The sequence below is a fragment of the Rhodovulum bhavnagarense genome, from assembly GCF_004343505.1.
Taxonomy (GTDB): Bacteria; Pseudomonadota; Alphaproteobacteria; order Rhodobacterales; family Rhodobacteraceae; genus Rhodovulum; species Rhodovulum bhavnagarense.
Genome location: NZ_SLXU01000005.1, coordinates 113,145 through 130,495, shown reverse-complemented (window position 1 = coordinate 130,495; position 17,351 = coordinate 113,145). Strand labels below are relative to the sequence as shown.

Sequence of the window (17,351 nt, the reverse complement as noted above, 5' to 3'; positions counted from 1 at the left end):
GGCTCAGAACCCCATCCCGTAACCGTCGTCGTCTTCCGGAAAATCATCGACCAGCTGTTCCTGCGCGATCGGATCGCGCCGGGATCTCACGCGGGAGGGAAGCCGTTCCTGGTCGAGCAGCAGGCCCGTTTCGTCCTTGGCGGGATCCAGGAGATCTGCCAGCCGCTTTTCCTCCCCCAGGATCAGCAGGACCCGCCCCAGGGCGCCGATCGAGACACCTTCATCCCCCTTCTCGAGACGCATGAGGGTTTTCCGGTTCATGCCTGCGCGCTGCGCCAGGTCATCGACCGACATGCGTCGCCGGATCCGAGCCGTGCGCAGGTCCGATCCCAGGGAGTGGAGTGCTCTCTCTACGTTCAAGCTCTTCATAAAGTCCCTCTTGATGGACTGCAACAATCTCTCCGTCCTAGATATAGGACTTTAGCGAAAATCACAATCCGCGGGGATCATCACCGGCGAAGCGCCTCGAGCTTTCGGTGGATCTCCGGGAAATGCCCGCGCACCGCGCGCATCAGCTCGGGCAGATGCGGATCGTCGGCCGGCAATTTCTCGACCCAGCCAGCCAGGGCTGCCTCGACCTCCGCACGCGCGCGCCGGCCGGGATTTCCGTGAAGCACGCGCAGGCTCGCGATGAGCGAAGGCGGAATAGGCTGGCGGGCGGCGGCCCGGAACGCCTCGCCCGCCGTCCTGGCAAAGCGCACCTGGCGCACCCAGCCGTCAAGCGCGGCCTGGTGGCGCGCCAGCGCCTGGCGGATCATCAGGTTGGTCCCGGCCTGGTCCATGGGATCCTCCTTCGAAAACCTTCAATGGGATTTTCTGCCGAAAACGGGCCCTGGCAAGCTGTGCGCCCGTTTTCCGGACCGGGTGTCGCATGCCTGCATCGCGGACAACGGCAACGCAAGACAGGCGCCCCGCGCCGCAGGACGCATCTCGACGCTGCCTTTCAGTTCTTGATCTTCTCGATCAGGGTGACGCCGGGCAGCCCCTCGAAATGTGCGTCACAGGTTAGAAGCATCGCGCCCTGTGCGCGGGCGGTTGCGAAGATGATGGCGTCCGCGGTGGCAAGCTTGTGCGCGCGGCAGGCTTCTGCCGCCGCCAGCGCAATCTCGGTGTCGAGCGGCAACACATGGCAGACCTGGGTAAAGGCAATCACCTGGTCCGCCTTCTCCTCGCCGACCTCGCGCGTCAGCCATTTGGAAAGCTCAAGCTGGACCATGGTCGGCACGAGCCACTCGGCTTGTTCCGGCAGATGCTCGGCAACCTTGGCTCCAGTTCTGGAGTCGATCAGCCATTCGACCCAGGCTGAGGTGTCGACAAGGATCATCAGGCGCGATCCGACCGATCCCGGAAGTCTTCGGGGCTGGCGCCTTTCGCGAGCCCCCTGAGGCTCTGCTTCTCCGGGATCGGGACCAGCAATACGCCTGTGCCCTTCGGGATGAACGCGAAGGTGAGTCCGGCCTCCCAGTGATGGGCAGCCCGGATCGCCTTGGGGATCGATATCTGGAACTTTGAGGACAAGGTCGCTGTCTCAGCCATGATCATACTTTCATATCATCGATACCCCAAACGTAAGACGCCCGCGTGGCGGACGCAAGGAGCCTGAGCTATGGCGACAAAACAGATGAACCTCGCCCAACAATCCAGTCGATTGGAGGGGGGGCAGGCGGCAGCCTGATCCCCGACCGTCCCGGCCGGAGTTGTCATTTCAACCACGTGCTGTTGCAATCGGCACTCTTGCTCAAGCCCCCATTGCAACAGCGCGCGCGCCGCGGCCAGGTCTCTTCCCAAGCTGCAGCCGCAATCACACTCATGGCGACGCTCCGACAGTTTTTTCTGCCGCAGCCGCCCGCAGGCCGGGCAGCGCTGCGACGGCTTCAACTACCGTCTCGGCGCCTCGAGGAACTCTGCACCAGCCACCACCGCTTTGTACCGGAGCATGTTCAGGAATGCGGTCGGGGCCGCATCAAGGATCGATCGGTTAAGACCGGCCTTGGCGGCGACGTTCCGGCCCGGGGCATCGGCAGTGCCGCGCGCCGAGCCGGTCATGGCCCGTCCCGTCCGCTGGTCTGTGAGTTCCCTGATCTCCGAATGCGGGGTTCACAGTTGCCAATAGGTGGATTCACTCTTTCACCATCTGTTCTCGCTTTGTCTGTGTGAATGGATTCAGCTAAGTCCATGATCTGCAGAATTCCCCAGCGGATTCAAAATCCGCCGGTAGCAATGCCGTGCGAGTTCGAGTCTCGCCTCGGGCACCAGGTCATCTTTTTTCCCGCAAACCGTTCGTGTTCTTGACCGCGCACGATTCGCCAAGGTTGCGTGCCCTTCAACCAAAGCGTTTCCCAAATGCTGCCAGTTCGTGCGAAATTGGCAAATTGATGCCCGGAAACTCGTCTTGAGAGCCCGCCTCTGCCCGCCCTCAGGTTGCCCAAGTCACGCCACATTTGTTGTTCTCTCAACTGACACAATCCGATCTGGATTTTGGCCACCTGATGAAGGTGATGCGCCGGAAACCCAATGTTGAAAGGCGTATTGGCGCAGGCTGGCATTGGTCGACGCCCCAGATCGGGAAACAATGATCGGGGCATGATTTACCCGTATGGGTTATTTGAGGCGTGTTCGCGACACAAATTGGGCCCATTGGAGCCAAAATTCGCTTTGTTTGGTGTAAATCAGCGGATAGAACTAAGCCTGCCCAACTGGGGGGTGCTGACTGCTGGCCATGGGGGTGGCCGCACGAATCGGAAGCTTCGCCGCCCTTGCGGAGGAAGCAATCCGGTATCGGGGTGCAAACGGGTTTGACGCCTGTTTGCCGGGCCCCTGTGCGCGCCATCCAGTGCCAACACATCATCACTCGGGGGCTGGAAGGGATCAGACGGACCGGCAATGCCGCGCCGTTTCGCCTTTCGGGAGGTACGAAACGGACCAGTCCCGGCCAGTTGTGCCTGCCGCCCGGGGCAATGATGCGGATGGAGGGAACGATGACCTACGATTGCGACGACTCGACGCCGACCGAGACGGCGAACGCGACGGCCGATACCTCCAGCTTTGCGGGAAATGTGATCGGGCTGTGGGAATTCGACGACGGGTGCTCGTATTACGCCAGGGATACCGGGCTTGACGACGGGGTGGCCCAGAACGGCACCTATGAAAATGGCGCGAACGATTATGGCGGCTGGCTGACGCTGGACGGCTATAACGACAGGGTCGATGTCGATGGCAAGGATACCCCCTTCGACCTGAGCGCGGGGACGATCCAGACCCGTTTCATCGCAGATGGAAGCTATAGCAAATGCGGTGGCACGCAGCTTGAGGGCGGCACGCTGGTCAACCGCGGCGAATATGCCGACCGGTATGACGAGGGCTATTTCGGTCTTTCCACCACTGCGTCGGGCGCGGTGATGGTCGAACATTACGCGGCAGGCGCCTCGGTCACGCTCAGCACGCAAGACGGTTTCTACGCGATGGGCGACGAGGTTACCGTCACTTATAGCTGGGACGCCGATGGCGGGGCGACGCTGATCGTGCTAAACGCGACCACCGGCCAGACCGCGATGCTGAGCGATGACACGGTCACCGGCCTGACCCTCGATATCGGCGATAATGACGACGAGAATTTCACCTTCGGCGCCCGCGAGGTGGATGACGGCAAGTATGACGACCATTTCGACGGCAAGATCGCATTCGTCGCCGTTTACGATCAGCCGGTTGCAGCCGGGGATGGCTTTGTCGAGGGGACCGCGGGCGATGACCTGATCGATGCGGCCTATACCGGCGATCCCGAAGAGGACATGATCGACGCGGGCGATGCGATCCTGCCCGGCGAAGCGCCTGATGACGACATCGTGCTGGCCGGCGACGGTAACGATACGGTTCTCGCGGGGGAAGGCGACGACGAGGTCTATGCCGGCACTGGCATCGACGAGGTCGAGGGCGGCACCGGCGATGACCTGATCTATGGTGGTAGTGGCGCCGACATCCTGGACGGTCAGGCCGGAAATGACACGATTTTCGGCGATGGCGGCAATGCACCAACCATAGCCACGATCACGTTCGAGAGTGAGGATGCCGGGTATCTGAACACGATGGGGGTCTACACCATCGACCCTGATACCGGTGCGATTACCAATGTCGAGATCGCCTTCGAGAATACCTCGGCGATCGGTTCGGGCGGCAACCTGACCCAGGGCGACAGCTATACATACGTTACCGGGCCGGGGGCGCAGGTGGGTGTATTTCTCATCGCCGATGGCTATGACCTGAACGATTACGCCGCGCTGGGCGAAGGGAGTTTCCTTTTCCTGGATGCCAGCGGCAATCCGGCGACGCTGGACACGCCGAACCCTAGCCTGGTCTTCGTGGCCGAGGATGGCACGCAAACCGCCTTGTCGGGCGAAATATTCCACACCGCCGCGCATGGCACGAATCTCGGTTTGAACCCCGACGGCTTGTTGCACACCGCCGGCTATAGCGAGAACCCGGACGGATCGGTCACGCTTGGCTTCGAGGATATCAACGGCCTGGGGGATCAGGATTACGACGATCCGGTTTTCACTGTCGCGATCGAGGGTGCAGGCGGTAGCCTGAACAACGCCCATTTCGATCTGGAAAACCCGGCCGACATCTTGACAGAGGGCGATGACAGCCTGATCGGCGGTGACGGCGCGGACGTGATTTATGGCGGTGGCGGAAACGACACGATCCACGCCGGTTCGGGCCTGACCTCACAGAGCCCCGATTTGGGCTATCCCGGCTTGTTCGATGCCGACACCGATCCCGAGGATGACCGCGATTACGTCGATGGTGGTGATGGAAATGACCTCATCACCACCGGTGACGATGCTGACACGATTTACGGCGGCACGGGCAATGACACGATCGATGCTGGTGTCGATGCCGATGAAATCCATGGCGGCGCGGGAGATGACAGCATCATCGGCGGCGAAGGTTCCGACACGATCGCGGGCGGTGCAGGTGACGATACGATTTACGGCGGGCTCGACCCTGCCTATCCAGATAGCCTGAACATCCCCGACAACACCGACCTCGTTCCGGATAACGGTCGTGACCTGATCGACGGGGGCGACGGGAATGACCTGATCTACGGTCAGGATGACGACGACACGATCTATGGTGGTGCGGGCAATGACACCATCGACGCGGGGATCGATGACGATTACGTCGATGGCGGCGAAGGTGCCGATGTGATCTATTCGGGCGCCGGATCGGACACGATCGAAGGCGGCGATGGCGATGACACCATTCATGGTGGGGGGGATAACGACGTTCTTTCCGGCGGGGCGGATCGCGACATCTTCTACATCGATTCCGTGGGGATGCCGGGAGGGTCGACCAACACGACCGTTCATGGTGGCAATACCGGGGTGGACTGGGACACCCTCAACCTTTCCGCCCTCATATCTGGCGGCTGGACAATCACGCATCTTGTCAAGAATCCCGATGGCGATCCTGACGGGTTGGGCTGGGACGGCCAGATCACCCTGCAGGACGGGGGCGGGCAATATGCGAATATCAACTTTACCAATATCGAGGAAATCATTCCCTGTTTCACTCCCGGCACGCTGATTGCGACGCCCAAGGGGGAACGGCCGGTGGAAGAGTTGCGCGAGGGTGACAAGGTTATCACCCGCGACAACGGCATCCAGGAAATCCGCTGGATCGGCACCACGAATGTCTCGTCCGAGAGGCTGGCGCACGACAAGCACCTGATGCCGGTTCTGATCCGGGCCGGGGCGCTGGGGCATGGCCTGCCGGAACGCGATATGCTGGTGAGCCCGCAGCACCGTGTGCTGGTCGCAAATGATCGCACTGCGCTCTATTTCGAGGAACGCGAGGTTCTGGTCGCGGCCAAGCACCTGGTCAACAACCGTTCGATCCAGCGGGTTGCGCCCAGGGCGCTGAGCTATCTTCACTTCATGTTCGACCAGCACGAGGTGGTTTTGTCGGACGGGGCATGGACCGAAAGTTTCCAGCCGGGCGATTACACGCTCGGAGGCATGGGCAACGCGCAGCGCGGCGAGATCTTCGAATTGTTCCCCGAACTTCAGACCGAAGAGGGGCTGCGCGATTACGTTGCCGCCCGCCGGACGCTGAGACGCCATGAGGCGGTTCTTCTGGGTAGCGAATTCTGACACCGAATGCAGCACGGATGCGGGGGATGGCTCCCTGCATCCCCTCGCGGGGCCGCGCGGGGGGCATGCGTGGCCCCGCCCATAACGTCGCACCGGCTGGACAGGTGCGGTGCGACCCGGCAAGTTGGCCCCGTTTCCCGTCCTCCGCGAAGGAATCGGCCATGCCCGACAACAGCGAACCTTGGCACCTGATGCCGGTGGCAATCCTGGCCACCCTCTGGCACCTCGCCGGGGCGGCCGATTACCTGCTGACCCAATACAATGTCGCGCCTTACCTGGTGCTGTTCACCCAGCCGCAATCTGCCTTTTTCACGGCGCTGCCCGCGCTGGCTGATGCCGCATGGGCCACGGCGGTCTGGGGCGGCCTCCTGGGAGCGGTGCTATTGTTCCTCCGTTCGGGAATCGCACCCTGGGTTCTCGGGATTGCCGCCTTCGGGTTGGTCGTGCTTGGTACCTACCTGATCGGCTTTGCCGCGCCCTCATTGGCAGAACTGACCGGGATCGGCGGGCCGGTTCTCATGGGGACAGCCTGTGCCGTCTCGTTAGGCTTTTATGTTTACGCGCGGCAGATGCGGGTGGCGGGTGCGTTGGGCTAGACCGTCGGCGTGGAGTTGTCGCGCGTCTGCCATGCGGCCCAGGCATCGGGCGTATCGAGGTCCATTACCGCGGCGCGGCCGGGCAGGGGCAGGCTGAGCACGGATTCGCGGGCCAGAAGCGCTCGCGCCCCTTGATCCCCATGCAGGTCCGCTACAGCTGTAAACAGTCGGGCCGGCAAGATCACCGGATGGCCAGGCTCGCCGTCTTGAGATGTAGCCCGCAAACAGCGGCCGGGCTCTTGTGCAAAGGCCTGGGCCAGTGTGGCGATTTCGGGGGCACCGATCCCCGGCAGATCGGGCAACATGACCATCAGCGCCCGCGCACCTTGACCCAGCGCCCATGACGCACCCGCGCGGAGCGAGGCTGCCATACCTTCATCGCCCTCGACTTCGCGGGTCCAAAGCGGACCCTTCAGCCCGCCAAGCGCCTTGCCTCGCCGCCGGTCCCGGCCACGCGGCAGGGTGATCAGCACCGGCGCGCCAAGGCTTAGCGCCGCGGCCGCCTGACGGTGCAGCAGGGGCACGCCGTCGAGCTCCAATAACAGCTTGTCGCGCCCCCCCATTCGGGAGGATCTCCCGGCCGCGGGCATGAGGATCACGAACTGAACCATTGCCGCGAGCGTAGCGCAGGGTAATGCCTGCTTCCAGCGTCTATCAGCGTTCGGGGATCAGCCCGCGCGGATTGAACCGCAGAACCAGCAACAGCACTACCCCCATGGTCAACAGCCGCATATGCGCCACGCTATCCATAAGATGCGCCTTCAACGCTGACCCATCGGCCATGCCCGAGGTGATCACCTGCATTAGCGCCATGCCCATCGGTTCGACCTGTACCCACAGGAACCAGATCAGGAAACCGCCCAGAACAGCCCCGAAATTATTGCCCGAGCCGCCGACGATCACCATCACCCAGATCAGAAAGGTATAGCGCAGCGGCTGGTACGAAGAGGGCGTAAGCTGGCTATCATAGGTGACCATCATCGCGCCGGCCAGGCCGCAGATCGCACTGCCGAGGATGAAAACCTGCAAATGCCGACGCGTCACGTCTTTGCCCATGGCTTCGGCTGCGGTCTCGTTATCGCGGATCGCGCGCATCATCCGGCCCCAGGGTGAATGCAGCGCGTTCTGCGCAAGCCACAAGAGCATCAGCAGGATCGCGGCGAAGAGACCGGCGTATGCCAGCTTGACCGCGATCGTCGAAGCCGTCACCGGGTCAAGGCCCAGCCGTCCGGCAAGCGCCAGGAAGTCGGCATTCTGTTGCAGGTCGACCTCGTAGGGAACGGGGCGCGGCACGCCGATGACATTTTTCACACCCCGGCTCAGCCAGTCCTCGTTCTTGAGGATCGCGATCACGATCTCCGCGATGCCCAGCGTCGCGATGGCAAGGTAATCAGAGCGCAGCCCCAGTGCCGTCTTGCCGATGATCCAGGCCGCGCCCGCGGCCAGCGCCGCGCCCACGGGCCAGCCCAGCAGAACCGGCAATCCCAGCCCGCCAAGATAGCCGGTCGCGGCTGGATCAACCGCTTCGATTGCCCGCACGGCGGGATCGAACAACGCGCGGTAAAGGAAAAAACCCGCGACAAGCCAGACCAAGAGTCCAACCCCACGCAGCCGCCCGCGCGGCATTGTGCGCCACAGCCAGATCGCCCCCACGATGACGGCAAGCCCAAGAGCCAGTGCGCCCAGAACCCCCAGGCCGCCCGCGCTCCAGGCCGCGCGCACCGGCGGCATCGCCACGAGAACCGCGCCCAGGCCGCCCAATGCCGTAAAGCCCATGACGCCCACGTTGAACAGGCCCGCATAGCCCCACTGCATGTTCACCCCTAGCGCCATGACCGCCGAAATCAGCCCGTAATTCAGGATGAACAAGGCCGAGTTCCAGCTCTGCACCACGCCGGTGCCAAGGATCAGCACACCCACGAAAAGGAACAAAAGCGCGTCGCGTTTCGTCATACCGCTTTCCCCCGGAAAAGGCCTGTCGGGCGGAACAGAAGCACGATCACAAGGATCACGAAGCTGACCGCGAACTTGTAATCGGTCGACAACAGTTGCACCAGACCGTCGGGGGCAAGCCCTTCTGGCGCGAGATAGCCAAGAACCTTCTTCCAGGCATAGGTGATCGTGACCTCGGAATAGGCCACGATGAAACCGCCCGCGATCGCCCCCAGCGGATTGCCCAGGCCCCCCACGATCGCAGCGGCAAAAATCGGCAAGAGAAGTTGGAAATACGTGAACGGTTTGAACGACTTGTCCAGCCCGTAAAGAACGCCCGCAATCGTGGCAAGCGCGGCCACGATGATCCAGGTGATGGCGACGACCCTCTCTGGATTGATGCCCGAGAGCAGCGCGAGGTCCTCGTTGTCGGAAAAGGCGCGCATGGATTTCCCGGTGCGCGTATGTGACAGGAACCAGAATAAAAGCCCGACCACGATCACCGCCGTCACGATCGTCAATCCTTGCGTGGTACGGATCGCAAGCCCCTCGTCGAGCCCGGTCATCGCCTTGAACTCGCGCGCGCTGATGATGAAGCGCTCACCATCGGCAAATCTCTGGTCATCCGGTCCGATGATGAACCGGACAAGGCCGTTGAGAATGAACATGACCCCCATCGACACGATCACCAGGATCACCGGCTTGACCCTCTGTTCGCGGTAGAAGCGGTAGACAAGCCGATCCGTGCCCAAAAGCAACAGGGCAGTCAGCGCAATTCCGAGGGGCAGCGCCAACAGCGCGGTCGGCAACGGGCCCAGCCCGATGCCGCGCGCCTGCAACCACCATGTGCCCAGCACGGTCACCATCGTTCCAAAGGCCATCGTGTCGCCATGGGCGAAGTTGGAAAACCGCAGGATGCCATAGATCAGCGTGACGCCCAGCGCCCCGAGCGCGAGCTGTGCGCCATAGGCCGTGGCCGGGATCAGAACGAAATTGGCGAGTGTCACAAGAGCGTTGAGCAGCTCCATCAGGGGGTCTCCTCGCAGGTGCCATGGATCGAGATGGCGATGGTGCGCACCGCGTCGTCAGCCGGGTCCAGCCTTACCTGGCTATGCCGCGTCACGATGAAATCGAGACTGTCGAAAACTGTCAGCGCTCCGGCACCCTGACCGTCCTCAAGCCCGCCGCCAGTGGCCTGCACGCGCAGGCCTTCGCGCTCGGGCAGGCGGCGGAATTCGTAAAACTGCGCGCCCTCCGGCGTACTCACGATGACCTTGTCACCGGTGTCGCGCCCGACTGTCAGGCCATGGGCGATCGACGTCTTCTGGCACTCGGTCTCACCGACCTCCAGGTTGCTTACGCAAGCCAGCCTTGCCACGCAATCCAGCTCCATTGCCTGGGCAGGTCCGGCACACAAGACCGAGAGCATCAATACCACGCGCATATCATCCCCCCAGGAAGGTGCGACGCACCTCCGCATCGGCCAGCAGCGCCCTGCCGGTATCGGTGTAGGCATTTCGCCCCTGCACCAGGACATAGCCCTTGTCGGCGATTTCCAGCGCCTGCCGGGCGTTCTGTTCCACCATGAGGATCGAGATCCCGGTGCGCGCGACCTCGATGATCCGGTCGAACAACTCGTCCATCACGATCGGGCTGACGCCTGCGGTCGGCTCGTCCAGCATCAGAACGCTTGGACGCGTCATCAGCGCGCGGCCCACGGCAACCTGCTGGCGCTGGCCGCCCGACAGTTCGCCCGCCGCCTGTCGGCGCTTCTCGCGCAGGATGGGGAACAGACGATAGACCTCCTCGATCGTGCCCGCGATATCGTCGCGGCGCAAGAATGCCCCCATCTCCAGGTTCTCCTCTACCGTCATAGAGGTGAAGATGTTGTTGGTTTGCGGCACGAATGCCATCCCCTTGGCCACACGTGCCTGCGGGCTCAGCGCGGTAATATTCTCGCCATTCAGCCGAACCGCGCCGCCACGCAGGTTCAGCATGCCGAATACGGCCTTCATCGCTGTAGACTTGCCCGCCCCGTTGGGGCCCACGATCACCGCGATCTCGCCCCGTTCCACGGCAACGCTACAACCATGCAGGATATCGGCGGCACCATAGCCCCCGGTCATCCCGTCCCCGATCAGGAAGGGCTCAGCCATGCCAGCGCATCTCCTGCTTCTTCTTGGTCGAAATACCCCCGCCGAAGGCGCGGTTTTTCGTAGAAAAACCGGACCGGGCGTTTCTCGGAAAGAGCGTCGCCAATTCATTCGCCCTCATTGGGTGCCGTCCTTGATCTTGTTTTTCAGCCCGGTGCCCAGGTAGGCCTCGATTACGGCCTCGTTTTCCATGATGTGATCGGCAGGCCCCTGGGCAAGCACCTTGCCCTCGGCCATCACGATGACCGGATCACATAGCCGCGCGATGAAATCCATGTCATGCTCGATCAGGCAAAATGTATAGCCACGCTCGCGGTTGAGCCGCACGATCGCGTCGCCTATGGTGTTCAGCAACGTACGGTTGACGCCCGCACCTACCTCGTCGAGAAAGACGATCTTGGCATCGACCATCATGGTACGGCCAAGCTCCAACAGCTTTTTCTGCCCGCCCGAAAGGTTGCCGGCCTTCTCCTCGGCCAGGTGGTCGATGGTCAGAAAGTCCAGAACCTCGTCGGCCTTCTGCGCCAGCGCGCGTTCCTCCTCGGCCACGCGCCCGCGCTTGAACCAGGCATTCCACAACCTTTCGCCGGTCTGGCGCGCGGGTACCATCATCAGATTCTCGCGCACTGTCATAGACGAGAATTCGTGGGCGATCTGGAACGTCCTGAGCAACCCCTTGTGGAACAATTCATGCGGCGGCAGGCCGGTGATGTCCTCGCCATCCATGGTGACCGTACCGCTGGTCGGCGGCAGGACGCCCGCGATCACGTTGAACAGTGTCGATTTTCCCGCGCCGTTCGGACCGATGAGCCCGGTGATCGACCCGGTCTCGATCTCGATCGAGGCCCCGTCGACCGCGCGAAAGCCGCCGAAATGCTTGTGAAGGCTGTCTACCCTGATCACGCGTCTGCCCCCTGCGTCATGGCGGGCGTGCTTAGCTTAAACGAACGGCCCGGAAAAGCCCCGGGCCGTCATTTTTTTCACATCGGCCGCGCCGAGGGCCTCAGCGGTAGCCGACGACCTTCATTTCGCCGCCTTCAAAGGCGACTTCGCGGTAAGAACCGGCGCTTTCGCCGGGGCCAATCAGTTCAATCGAAGAGGCGCCTACGTAATCCACATCGCCACCCGCGGCGAGGATTTCCAGCGCTTTGGCCAGTTCACCGGGCAGGATGGGCTCGCCGGGGGCGTTCGCCACCTCCATCATCTTGGTCTTGTAGACCTGCGGATCGGACGAGCCGGCCGCCTGCATCGCCAGGACCATCAGTGCGCCAGCGTCATAGGCCTCGGCCGAAAAGGCCGAGGTGCCGTCGAAACCGGCTGCTTCGGCCATGGCGGTGAATATTTCGCGGCCCTCGCCGGCCGAGGCGGGGTTTTGCCCGAACGATCCGTCGATATCGCTGCCGAACCGCTCCGTCAGGGTGTCGCTGACCATGCCGTCAGGGAATACGAACGTGTCAAAGGCGCCGGTATCCAGCGAGGCCTGGATCACGCCTGCACCGCCCTGGTCGACATAGCCCACAACGACCAGCGCATCGCCCCCCGCAGAGGCCAGCGCACCGACTTCGGCAGAATAGTCGGCCTTGCCGTCCTCATGCGCGGCGGTCAGCGTGACCTTGCCCCCCTTGGCCGAGTAGGCCGAGACGAAGGCATCGCTCAGGCCCTTGCCGTAATCGTTGTTGGTATAGGTGACCGCGACGCTCTGGATGCCTTTTTCAAGGATGATGTCGGCCATCACGTCGCCCTGGCGGGCGTCCGAGGGCGCGGTGCGGAAGAACAGTCCATTATCCGCGATGTCCGACAGCGCGGGCGAGGTCGCCGAGGCAGAGATCGCCACCACGCCGTTGGGCACGGCGACATTGGTCACGACGGCACCCGTGGCGCCCGAGCACATCGGGCCCAGCACGCCCGAGACACGATCCGAGGTGACAAGGCGCTCGACCACTGCCGTAGCGGCGGCGGCATCCACGCAGGTGGAATCGCCGCGAATGGTCGTGATCGTGCTCCCGCCCAGGAACAGGCCCGAGTCGCTGGCTTCCTTGAGGGCCAGTTCATGGCCGTCGGCAATCGGCGGTGCGAGTGATTCAAGAGGGCCGGTAAAGGCCGCGACGACCCCGATCTTGACCTCTTCGGCCGCGGCGGCGCCGGCAACGAGGCTCAGCGCGGCACTTGCCATCAGAAGCTTTTTCATTCTCTAACTCCCGTGTTGGATTGTTTTCCGGGCCGAAGATTATGCGCGGCAATGGCAAAAGAAAAGGGCGCACGCATCGGCAGGACGGGGCGCGCGCGCTGTGGCGGCGGGGCGGTTCTCCGCCGGGATGCCGGCCCCCGCCTGATCAGTTTTTGGCGCGCGCGCCCTGGCTGCCGCGCTCGCGGTAGGGGGTGGTATTGTAATGCGCCCGGTAGCATTTCGAGAAATGGCTGGGCGAGGCAAATCCGCAGGCCAAGGCCACGTTGATCACGCTCATGTCGGTCTGCATGAGCAGGTTGCGCGCCTTTTGCAGGCGCAGTTCCATGTAATAGCGCTTGGGGCTTCGGTTGAGATAGCGGCGGAACAGGCGTTCCAGCTGCCGCGTCGAAAGTCCCACGTCCCGCGCCAGGACGGAGGGGCTGATCGGTTCCTCCAGGTTGTGCTCCATTACCTTGATGACCTGGCTCAGCTTGGGATGGCGCACCCCGATTCGGGTCGGGATGGACAGTCGCTGCGTATCCTGGTCGGTGCGGATCGATGAATAGATCATCTGGTCGGCCACCGCATTTGCCAAGTCCGCCCCATGCGCCTGTGCGATAAGGTTCAGCGCCAGGTCTATCGATGCGGTGCCGCCCGCGGCGCTGATCCGGTTTCCGTCAACCACGAAGACCGATTTCGACAGGTTCACATCCGGAAAGTCCTCGGCAAAACCGTCCTGGTTTTCCCAGTGGATCGTGGCGCGCCGCCCTTCCAGCAGCCCTGCGCGTGCCAGCGCATGAGACCCGGTGCAAAGCCCGCCCATGGTGCAGCCCTTGCGCGCCTCACGTCGCAACCAGTTGACCAGGTTGCGCGTGGTCGCGGCCTGAACCGCGATCCCGCCGCAGACCAGCACGATATCGTCGCGATCCACCGGATCAAGCGCGCTGTCCAGCCTGAGTTCGACGCCGTTGGAACAGGTGGCGTGCGTGGCACCCTCGCCAACCAGGCGCCAGCGGTAAAGGGTGCGCTCGGCGATGCGGTTGGCGATCCGGAACGGCTCGATCGCGCCGGCGAAACTCATCATCGTGAAACGATCGAGCAAAACGAAAACAAGTGTCTGGGGCCGGGCCCCGGTTCCGGCTACCCCGATGACGGACTGATCTTGCAGCCGGTCTGCCATGCGCTTCTCCGCGAGTTTATCGGCCAAGCCGAAACAGGTTTGGTGACCGGGATCAAGTGCCCAGGCCATCCGGCCGCGCGATTTCGGGATTTCACGGTGGCAGTGGCGGCACCCAGTCCTTATAACCCCGCCAACACCGATTGTGCTGGAGCAGAAACGATGAACGAGTGGCGAAAATCCGACTGGCGCAGCAAGCCCCGAGTTCAGATGCCCGATTATACGGACCAGGAGGCGTTGAACGGTGTCGAGGCCCAGCTTGCCAAGTACCCGCCGCTCGTCTTTGCCGGTGAGGCGCGCAACCTGACGGCCAAGCTTGGACAGGCCGCGCGTGGCGAGGCGTTCCTGCTCCAGGGAGGGGATTGCGCCGAAAGCTTTGCCGAGTTCAACGCCGATTCCATTCGCGACACGTTCAAGGTGTTGTTGCAGATGGCCGTGGTTCTGACCTTCGGTGCGAAACTGCCCGTGATCAAGGTCGGTCGCATGGCAGGTCAGTTCGCCAAGCCACGCTCGGCACCGACGGAGGTGATTGGCGGGGTGGAATTGCCCAGCTATCGCGGTGACATCATCAACGGGTTCGATTTCACGCCCGAGGCCCGCATCCCCGATCCCCAGCGCATGTTGCAGGCCTACACCCAGGCCGCGGCCTCTTTGAACCTGCTACGTGCATTTTCAAAGGGCGGTTTTGCCGATATCCACCGCGTGCACAGCTGGACGCTGGGGTTCACCGATCGCGACGAGGCCGAGAAGTACCGAGAGATGGCGGGCCGCATCAGCGACACGCTGGCCTTCATGACCGCGGCTGGGGTCAATGGCGACACCATGAATTCCTTGTCGGTGGTGGATTTCTTCACATCGCACGAGGCGCTGCTTCTGGAATACGAAGAGGCGCTGTGCCGGGTCGACTCGACCTCGGGTAACTGGGTGGCGGGCTCTGGACACATGCTGTGGATCGGTGATCGCACCCGACAGGTCGGCGGGGCGCATGTCGAATTCTGCCGCGGCGTGATGAACCCGATCGGACTGAAATGCGGGCCGACCATCACCGATGACGATCTCAAGACCCTGATCGAAACTTTGAACCCCGGCAATGTTCCGGGCCGCCTGACCCTCATCGCGCGCTTCGGTGCGGGGACCGTGGGGGACCATCTGCCGCGCCTGGTCAAGGTGGTGCGCGAGATGGGGGCGAACGTGGTCTGGTCCTGCGATCCGATGCATGGCAACACGATCAAGTCGGCCAGCGGGTTCAAGACGCGCCCGTTCGAATCGGTGCTGCGCGAGGTGCAAGAGTTCTTTGCCGTCCACAAGGCCGAGGGAACCATCCCCGCCGGCGTGCATTTCGAGATGACCGGCAAGGATGTGACCGAATGCACCGGCGGCGTGCGCGCGGTGACCGACGAGGATCTGAGTTCGCGCTATCACACCGCCTGCGATCCCCGTCTCAATGCCTCCCAGGCGCTGGAACTTGCCTTCCTCGTCGCCGAGGAGCTTTCGGCCCGCCATGTCGATGCGGTCGCGGCAACCGCCTGACGCCGGCCTAAACGCGCGCTGATCGGCCGCCCTCGATTATCCGCAAGGCGAGCCGCCCGTCCGGGCGCCTCGTCTCTGCCGGCTTGACGATGCGAAAGCGGCAGAACCGGCGGCCGGGCGGTTCGCAGAACGCGATCGCGCCCAGTACGCGGCTGGCTGGCCCCTCGTCGCCAGCGAGCGGCAGCAATACCATTGCGGCGCATAGCTCGGTTCGGAACGCACCGCGCGGTGCGCTCAGCGCGATCCGCAGGGGCATCCCGGCCCGCACCCGCGCCACCATGCCGCCCAGTTCTGTCCGTGCCTCGGGCTGGAACAGAACCGATAGCGGCAAGCCCCGCAGTGCCACGCCCGCCAGCGCCTCGATATTCTGTCCGGCCACGCGCAGACGCAGGTCTTGTGATGCCATTGGTTCGGCAATGAAACTGTCCGATAGGGCCCGCACGAAACCGCCAGGGTCCAGATTGTCCCCCCTGTTCGTGGTGTGGTCCTTCAGCCCGGCCCAATAACGTTCCACGACTGTCAACACGTCGCCGCCGCCGCTTTGATCGGCAGCCGCGAGAGAGATCACCGCCGCCCTCGGGCGGTTCCTGTGCTGTTTCATGATGGTCTTTCCCGGTTTTTCTCCGTGCTCCGGCGGGCTTTGACGCCGGAACGCGCTGTGCTAGGCGGGTCCGAACCGCGCCCGAACCAGAATGCCATGACCGGTCGCGTGGGACGGGAGAAATATTTACCAATGGTTAACGTTCACGATGACTAACTCGATGACCGCCTTCGCGGCACAAAGCGGTGAGGCACATGGCTTTGCCTGGACCTGGGATCTGCGCGGGGTCAACGGCAAGGGGCTGGACCTGCGGCTGCGCCTGCCCGACTGGATCGGCGGAGGGCTGGAACAGGCTGCGCGTGCCGTGGTTCAGACGCGCGTGGCGCGCGGGAACCTGACACTTGGCCTAAAGATCGCGCGGGCGGGGACCTCGGCGGCTGGTGTGCAACTGGACGAAAACGCGCTGGAGGCGGTTCTGATCCAGATCGCGCATGTCGAGAAGGCGGCAAAAGAGCAGGGTCTTGAATTGACCCGGCCGAGCGCGCTTGACATCCTGTCGCGGCCGGGGGTTGCGGGTGCGGCTGGGCCCGAGGCCGATACCGTGGCCCTGGTTGCGGCTCTGACGGCAGATCTGGCGCCGCTTCTTGACGCTTTTGTTGCCATGCGGGCGGGCGAGGGCGCGGCGCTGCGCGCGGCGTTGTCGGACCAGTTGGCCACGATTTCCGAACTGACCGAACTGGCCGCCGCCGAGGCCGAGGCCCGCCGCGACCAGATGGCCGATGCCATGCGCGCCAACCTCGTCCGCGTGCTGGACAATTCCGAGGGCGCCGATCCCGACCGGGTGGCGCAGGAACTGGCGCTGATCGCGGTCAAGTCGGACGTGCGAGAGGAAATCGACCGGCTGCACGCCCATGTCGAAGCCGCGAGCCAGTTGCTGAATGCCGAGGGGCCGGTCGGCCGCAAGCTGGATTTTCTGATGCAGGAATTCAACCGCGAGGCCAACACGCTGTGTTCCAAGGCACAGTCCAACGCCCTTACCCGGATCGGGCTTGACCTCAAACACGTCATCGACCAGATGCGCGAACAGGTTCAGAACGTGGAGTAGG

The 17,351-nt window shown here is 63.2% G+C and carries 18 protein-coding genes; 4 read left to right on the top strand and 14 right to left on the bottom strand.

Annotated features, from left to right (window positions below; genetic code table 11):
* Positions 1–3 precede the first annotated feature (3 nt).
* The 5 genes from EV663_RS07635 to EV663_RS16045 form a co-directional block, all read right to left on the bottom strand.
* Complete coding sequence (locus EV663_RS07635; RefSeq protein ID WP_132951204.1) at positions 4–369, bottom strand: helix-turn-helix domain-containing protein; 366 nt, start codon at positions 367–369, stop codon at positions 4–6.
* Between the two features lie 80 nt (positions 370–449).
* A complete protein-coding gene (locus EV663_RS07630; protein ID WP_132951203.1) occupies positions 450–782 on the bottom strand; it encodes a hypothetical protein in 333 nt (110 codons plus the stop codon).
* A 161-nt stretch (positions 783–943) separates the two neighbouring features.
* On the bottom strand, positions 944–1,324 hold the full coding sequence (locus tag EV663_RS07625) for a type II toxin-antitoxin system VapC family toxin (protein ID WP_132951202.1): 381 nt from the start codon (positions 1,322–1,324) through the stop codon (positions 944–946).
* Complete coding sequence (locus EV663_RS07620) at positions 1,324–1,536, bottom strand: AbrB/MazE/SpoVT family DNA-binding domain-containing protein (RefSeq protein WP_132951201.1); 213 nt, start codon at positions 1,534–1,536, stop codon at positions 1,324–1,326. Before EV663_RS07620 ends, EV663_RS07625 begins: the two co-directional genes overlap by 1 nt.
* A gap of 15 nt (positions 1,537–1,551) precedes the next feature.
* Positions 1,552–1,878, bottom strand: a complete 327-nt coding sequence (locus EV663_RS16045; protein WP_132951200.1) for a zinc ribbon domain-containing protein — start codon at positions 1,876–1,878, stop codon at positions 1,552–1,554.
* Between the two features lie 1,100 nt (positions 1,879–2,978).
* Between EV663_RS16045 and EV663_RS07610 the strand changes: the two genes are divergently transcribed.
* Together EV663_RS07610 and EV663_RS07605 are read left to right on the top strand one after the other, a co-directional pair.
* Entirely contained in the window at positions 2,979–6,149 is a 3,171-nt protein-coding gene (locus EV663_RS07610; protein ID WP_132951199.1) for a Hint domain-containing protein, read from the top strand.
* 161 nt (positions 6,150–6,310) lie between these two features.
* Positions 6,311–6,745, top strand: a complete 435-nt coding sequence (locus tag EV663_RS07605) for a hypothetical protein (protein ID WP_132951198.1) — start codon at positions 6,311–6,313, stop codon at positions 6,743–6,745.
* On the opposite strand, the gene EV663_RS07600 is transcribed toward EV663_RS07605, so the two are convergent.
* From EV663_RS07600 to EV663_RS07565, 8 genes are all read right to left on the bottom strand, one after another.
* Positions 6,742–7,335, bottom strand: coding sequence for a nucleotidyltransferase family protein (locus EV663_RS07600; RefSeq protein ID WP_279432538.1), 594 nt, complete (start codon positions 7,333–7,335; stop codon positions 6,742–6,744). The genes EV663_RS07605 and EV663_RS07600 overlap by 4 nt on opposite strands.
* Before the next feature lie 64 nt (positions 7,336–7,399).
* On the bottom strand, positions 7,400–8,698 hold the full coding sequence (locus EV663_RS07595) for a branched-chain amino acid ABC transporter permease (protein ID WP_132951196.1): 1,299 nt from the start codon (positions 8,696–8,698) through the stop codon (positions 7,400–7,402).
* Positions 8,695–9,705 carry a branched-chain amino acid ABC transporter permease gene (locus tag EV663_RS07590; protein WP_132951195.1) on the bottom strand — a complete coding sequence of 337 codons (1,011 nt, stop codon included), beginning with the start codon at positions 9,703–9,705 and terminating at the stop codon, positions 8,695–8,697. Before EV663_RS07590 ends, EV663_RS07595 begins: the two co-directional genes overlap by 4 nt.
* Entirely contained in the window at positions 9,705–10,121 is a 417-nt protein-coding gene (locus tag EV663_RS07585) for a hypothetical protein (protein WP_132951194.1), read from the bottom strand. The genes EV663_RS07590 and EV663_RS07585 overlap by 1 nt, the downstream gene beginning before the upstream one ends.
* 1 nt (position 10,122) lies before the next feature.
* Positions 10,123–10,833 (bottom strand): ABC transporter ATP-binding protein, encoded by a 711-nt coding sequence (locus EV663_RS07580; RefSeq protein ID WP_132951193.1) that lies wholly within the window; start codon positions 10,831–10,833, stop codon positions 10,123–10,125.
* 114 nt (positions 10,834–10,947) lie between these two features.
* Complete coding sequence (locus EV663_RS07575) at positions 10,948–11,733, bottom strand: ABC transporter ATP-binding protein (protein WP_132951192.1); 786 nt, start codon at positions 11,731–11,733, stop codon at positions 10,948–10,950.
* 100 nt (positions 11,734–11,833) lie between these two features.
* On the bottom strand, positions 11,834–13,018 hold the full coding sequence (locus EV663_RS07570) for an ABC transporter substrate-binding protein (protein ID WP_132951191.1): 1,185 nt from the start codon (positions 13,016–13,018) through the stop codon (positions 11,834–11,836).
* A gap of 145 nt (positions 13,019–13,163) precedes the next feature.
* Positions 13,164–14,177: a GlxA family transcriptional regulator gene (locus EV663_RS07565; RefSeq protein ID WP_132951190.1), complete on the bottom strand. Its 1,014-nt coding sequence runs from the start codon at positions 14,175–14,177 to the stop codon at positions 13,164–13,166.
* 159 nt (positions 14,178–14,336) lie between these two features.
* On the opposite strand from EV663_RS07565, the gene EV663_RS07560 reads away from it, so the two are divergent.
* Positions 14,337–15,704, top strand: coding sequence for a class II 3-deoxy-7-phosphoheptulonate synthase (locus EV663_RS07560; RefSeq protein ID WP_132951189.1), 1,368 nt, complete (start codon positions 14,337–14,339; stop codon positions 15,702–15,704).
* Between the two features lie 7 nt (positions 15,705–15,711).
* Here EV663_RS07560 and EV663_RS07555 read toward each other — a convergent pair whose 3' ends face one another.
* Complete coding sequence (locus tag EV663_RS07555) at positions 15,712–16,305, bottom strand: PAS domain-containing protein (RefSeq protein WP_132951188.1); 594 nt, start codon at positions 16,303–16,305, stop codon at positions 15,712–15,714.
* A 160-nt stretch (positions 16,306–16,465) separates the two neighbouring features.
* On the opposite strand from EV663_RS07555, the gene EV663_RS07550 reads away from it, so the two are divergent.
* Entirely contained in the window at positions 16,466–17,350 is an 885-nt protein-coding gene (locus EV663_RS07550) for a YicC/YloC family endoribonuclease (RefSeq protein WP_243697901.1), read from the top strand.
* The last annotated feature ends 1 nt before the right edge of the window (position 17,351 follow it).

Excerpts from the sequence above, each read along its gene's own strand:
- EV663_RS07550 (WP_243697901.1), top strand. The coding sequence starts at position 16,466 with ATGACCGCCTTCGCGGCACAAAGCGGTGAGGCACATGGCTTTGCCTGG.
- EV663_RS07620 (WP_132951201.1), bottom strand. The coding sequence starts at position 1,536 with ATGGCTGAGACAGCGACCTTGTCCTCAAAGTTCCAGATATCGATCCCC.
- EV663_RS07630 (WP_132951203.1), bottom strand. The coding sequence starts at position 782 with ATGGACCAGGCCGGGACCAACCTGATGATCCGCCAGGCGCTGGCGCGC.
- EV663_RS07600 (WP_279432538.1), bottom strand. The coding sequence starts at position 7,335 with ATGCCCGCGGCCGGGAGATCCTCCCGAATGGGGGGGCGCGACAAGCTG.
- EV663_RS07580 (WP_132951193.1), bottom strand. The coding sequence starts at position 10,833 with ATGGCTGAGCCCTTCCTGATCGGGGACGGGATGACCGGGGGCTATGGT.
- EV663_RS07560 (WP_132951189.1), top strand. The coding sequence starts at position 14,337 with ATGAACGAGTGGCGAAAATCCGACTGGCGCAGCAAGCCCCGAGTTCAG.
- EV663_RS07610 (WP_132951199.1), top strand. The coding sequence starts at position 2,979 with ATGACCTACGATTGCGACGACTCGACGCCGACCGAGACGGCGAACGCG.
- EV663_RS07605 (WP_132951198.1), top strand. The coding sequence starts at position 6,311 with ATGCCCGACAACAGCGAACCTTGGCACCTGATGCCGGTGGCAATCCTG.
- EV663_RS07565 (WP_132951190.1), bottom strand. The coding sequence starts at position 14,177 with ATGGCAGACCGGCTGCAAGATCAGTCCGTCATCGGGGTAGCCGGAACC.
- EV663_RS07585 (WP_132951194.1), bottom strand. The coding sequence starts at position 10,121 with ATGCGCGTGGTATTGATGCTCTCGGTCTTGTGTGCCGGACCTGCCCAG.
- EV663_RS07625 (WP_132951202.1), bottom strand. The coding sequence starts at position 1,324 with ATGATCCTTGTCGACACCTCAGCCTGGGTCGAATGGCTGATCGACTCC.
- EV663_RS07595 (WP_132951196.1), bottom strand. The coding sequence starts at position 8,698 with ATGACGAAACGCGACGCGCTTTTGTTCCTTTTCGTGGGTGTGCTGATC.
- EV663_RS07590 (WP_132951195.1), bottom strand. The coding sequence starts at position 9,705 with ATGGAGCTGCTCAACGCTCTTGTGACACTCGCCAATTTCGTTCTGATC.
- EV663_RS07570 (WP_132951191.1), bottom strand. The coding sequence starts at position 13,018 with ATGAAAAAGCTTCTGATGGCAAGTGCCGCGCTGAGCCTCGTTGCCGGC.
- EV663_RS07555 (WP_132951188.1), bottom strand. The coding sequence starts at position 16,305 with ATGAAACAGCACAGGAACCGCCCGAGGGCGGCGGTGATCTCTCTCGCG.
- EV663_RS07635 (WP_132951204.1), bottom strand. The coding sequence starts at position 369 with ATGAAGAGCTTGAACGTAGAGAGAGCACTCCACTCCCTGGGATCGGAC.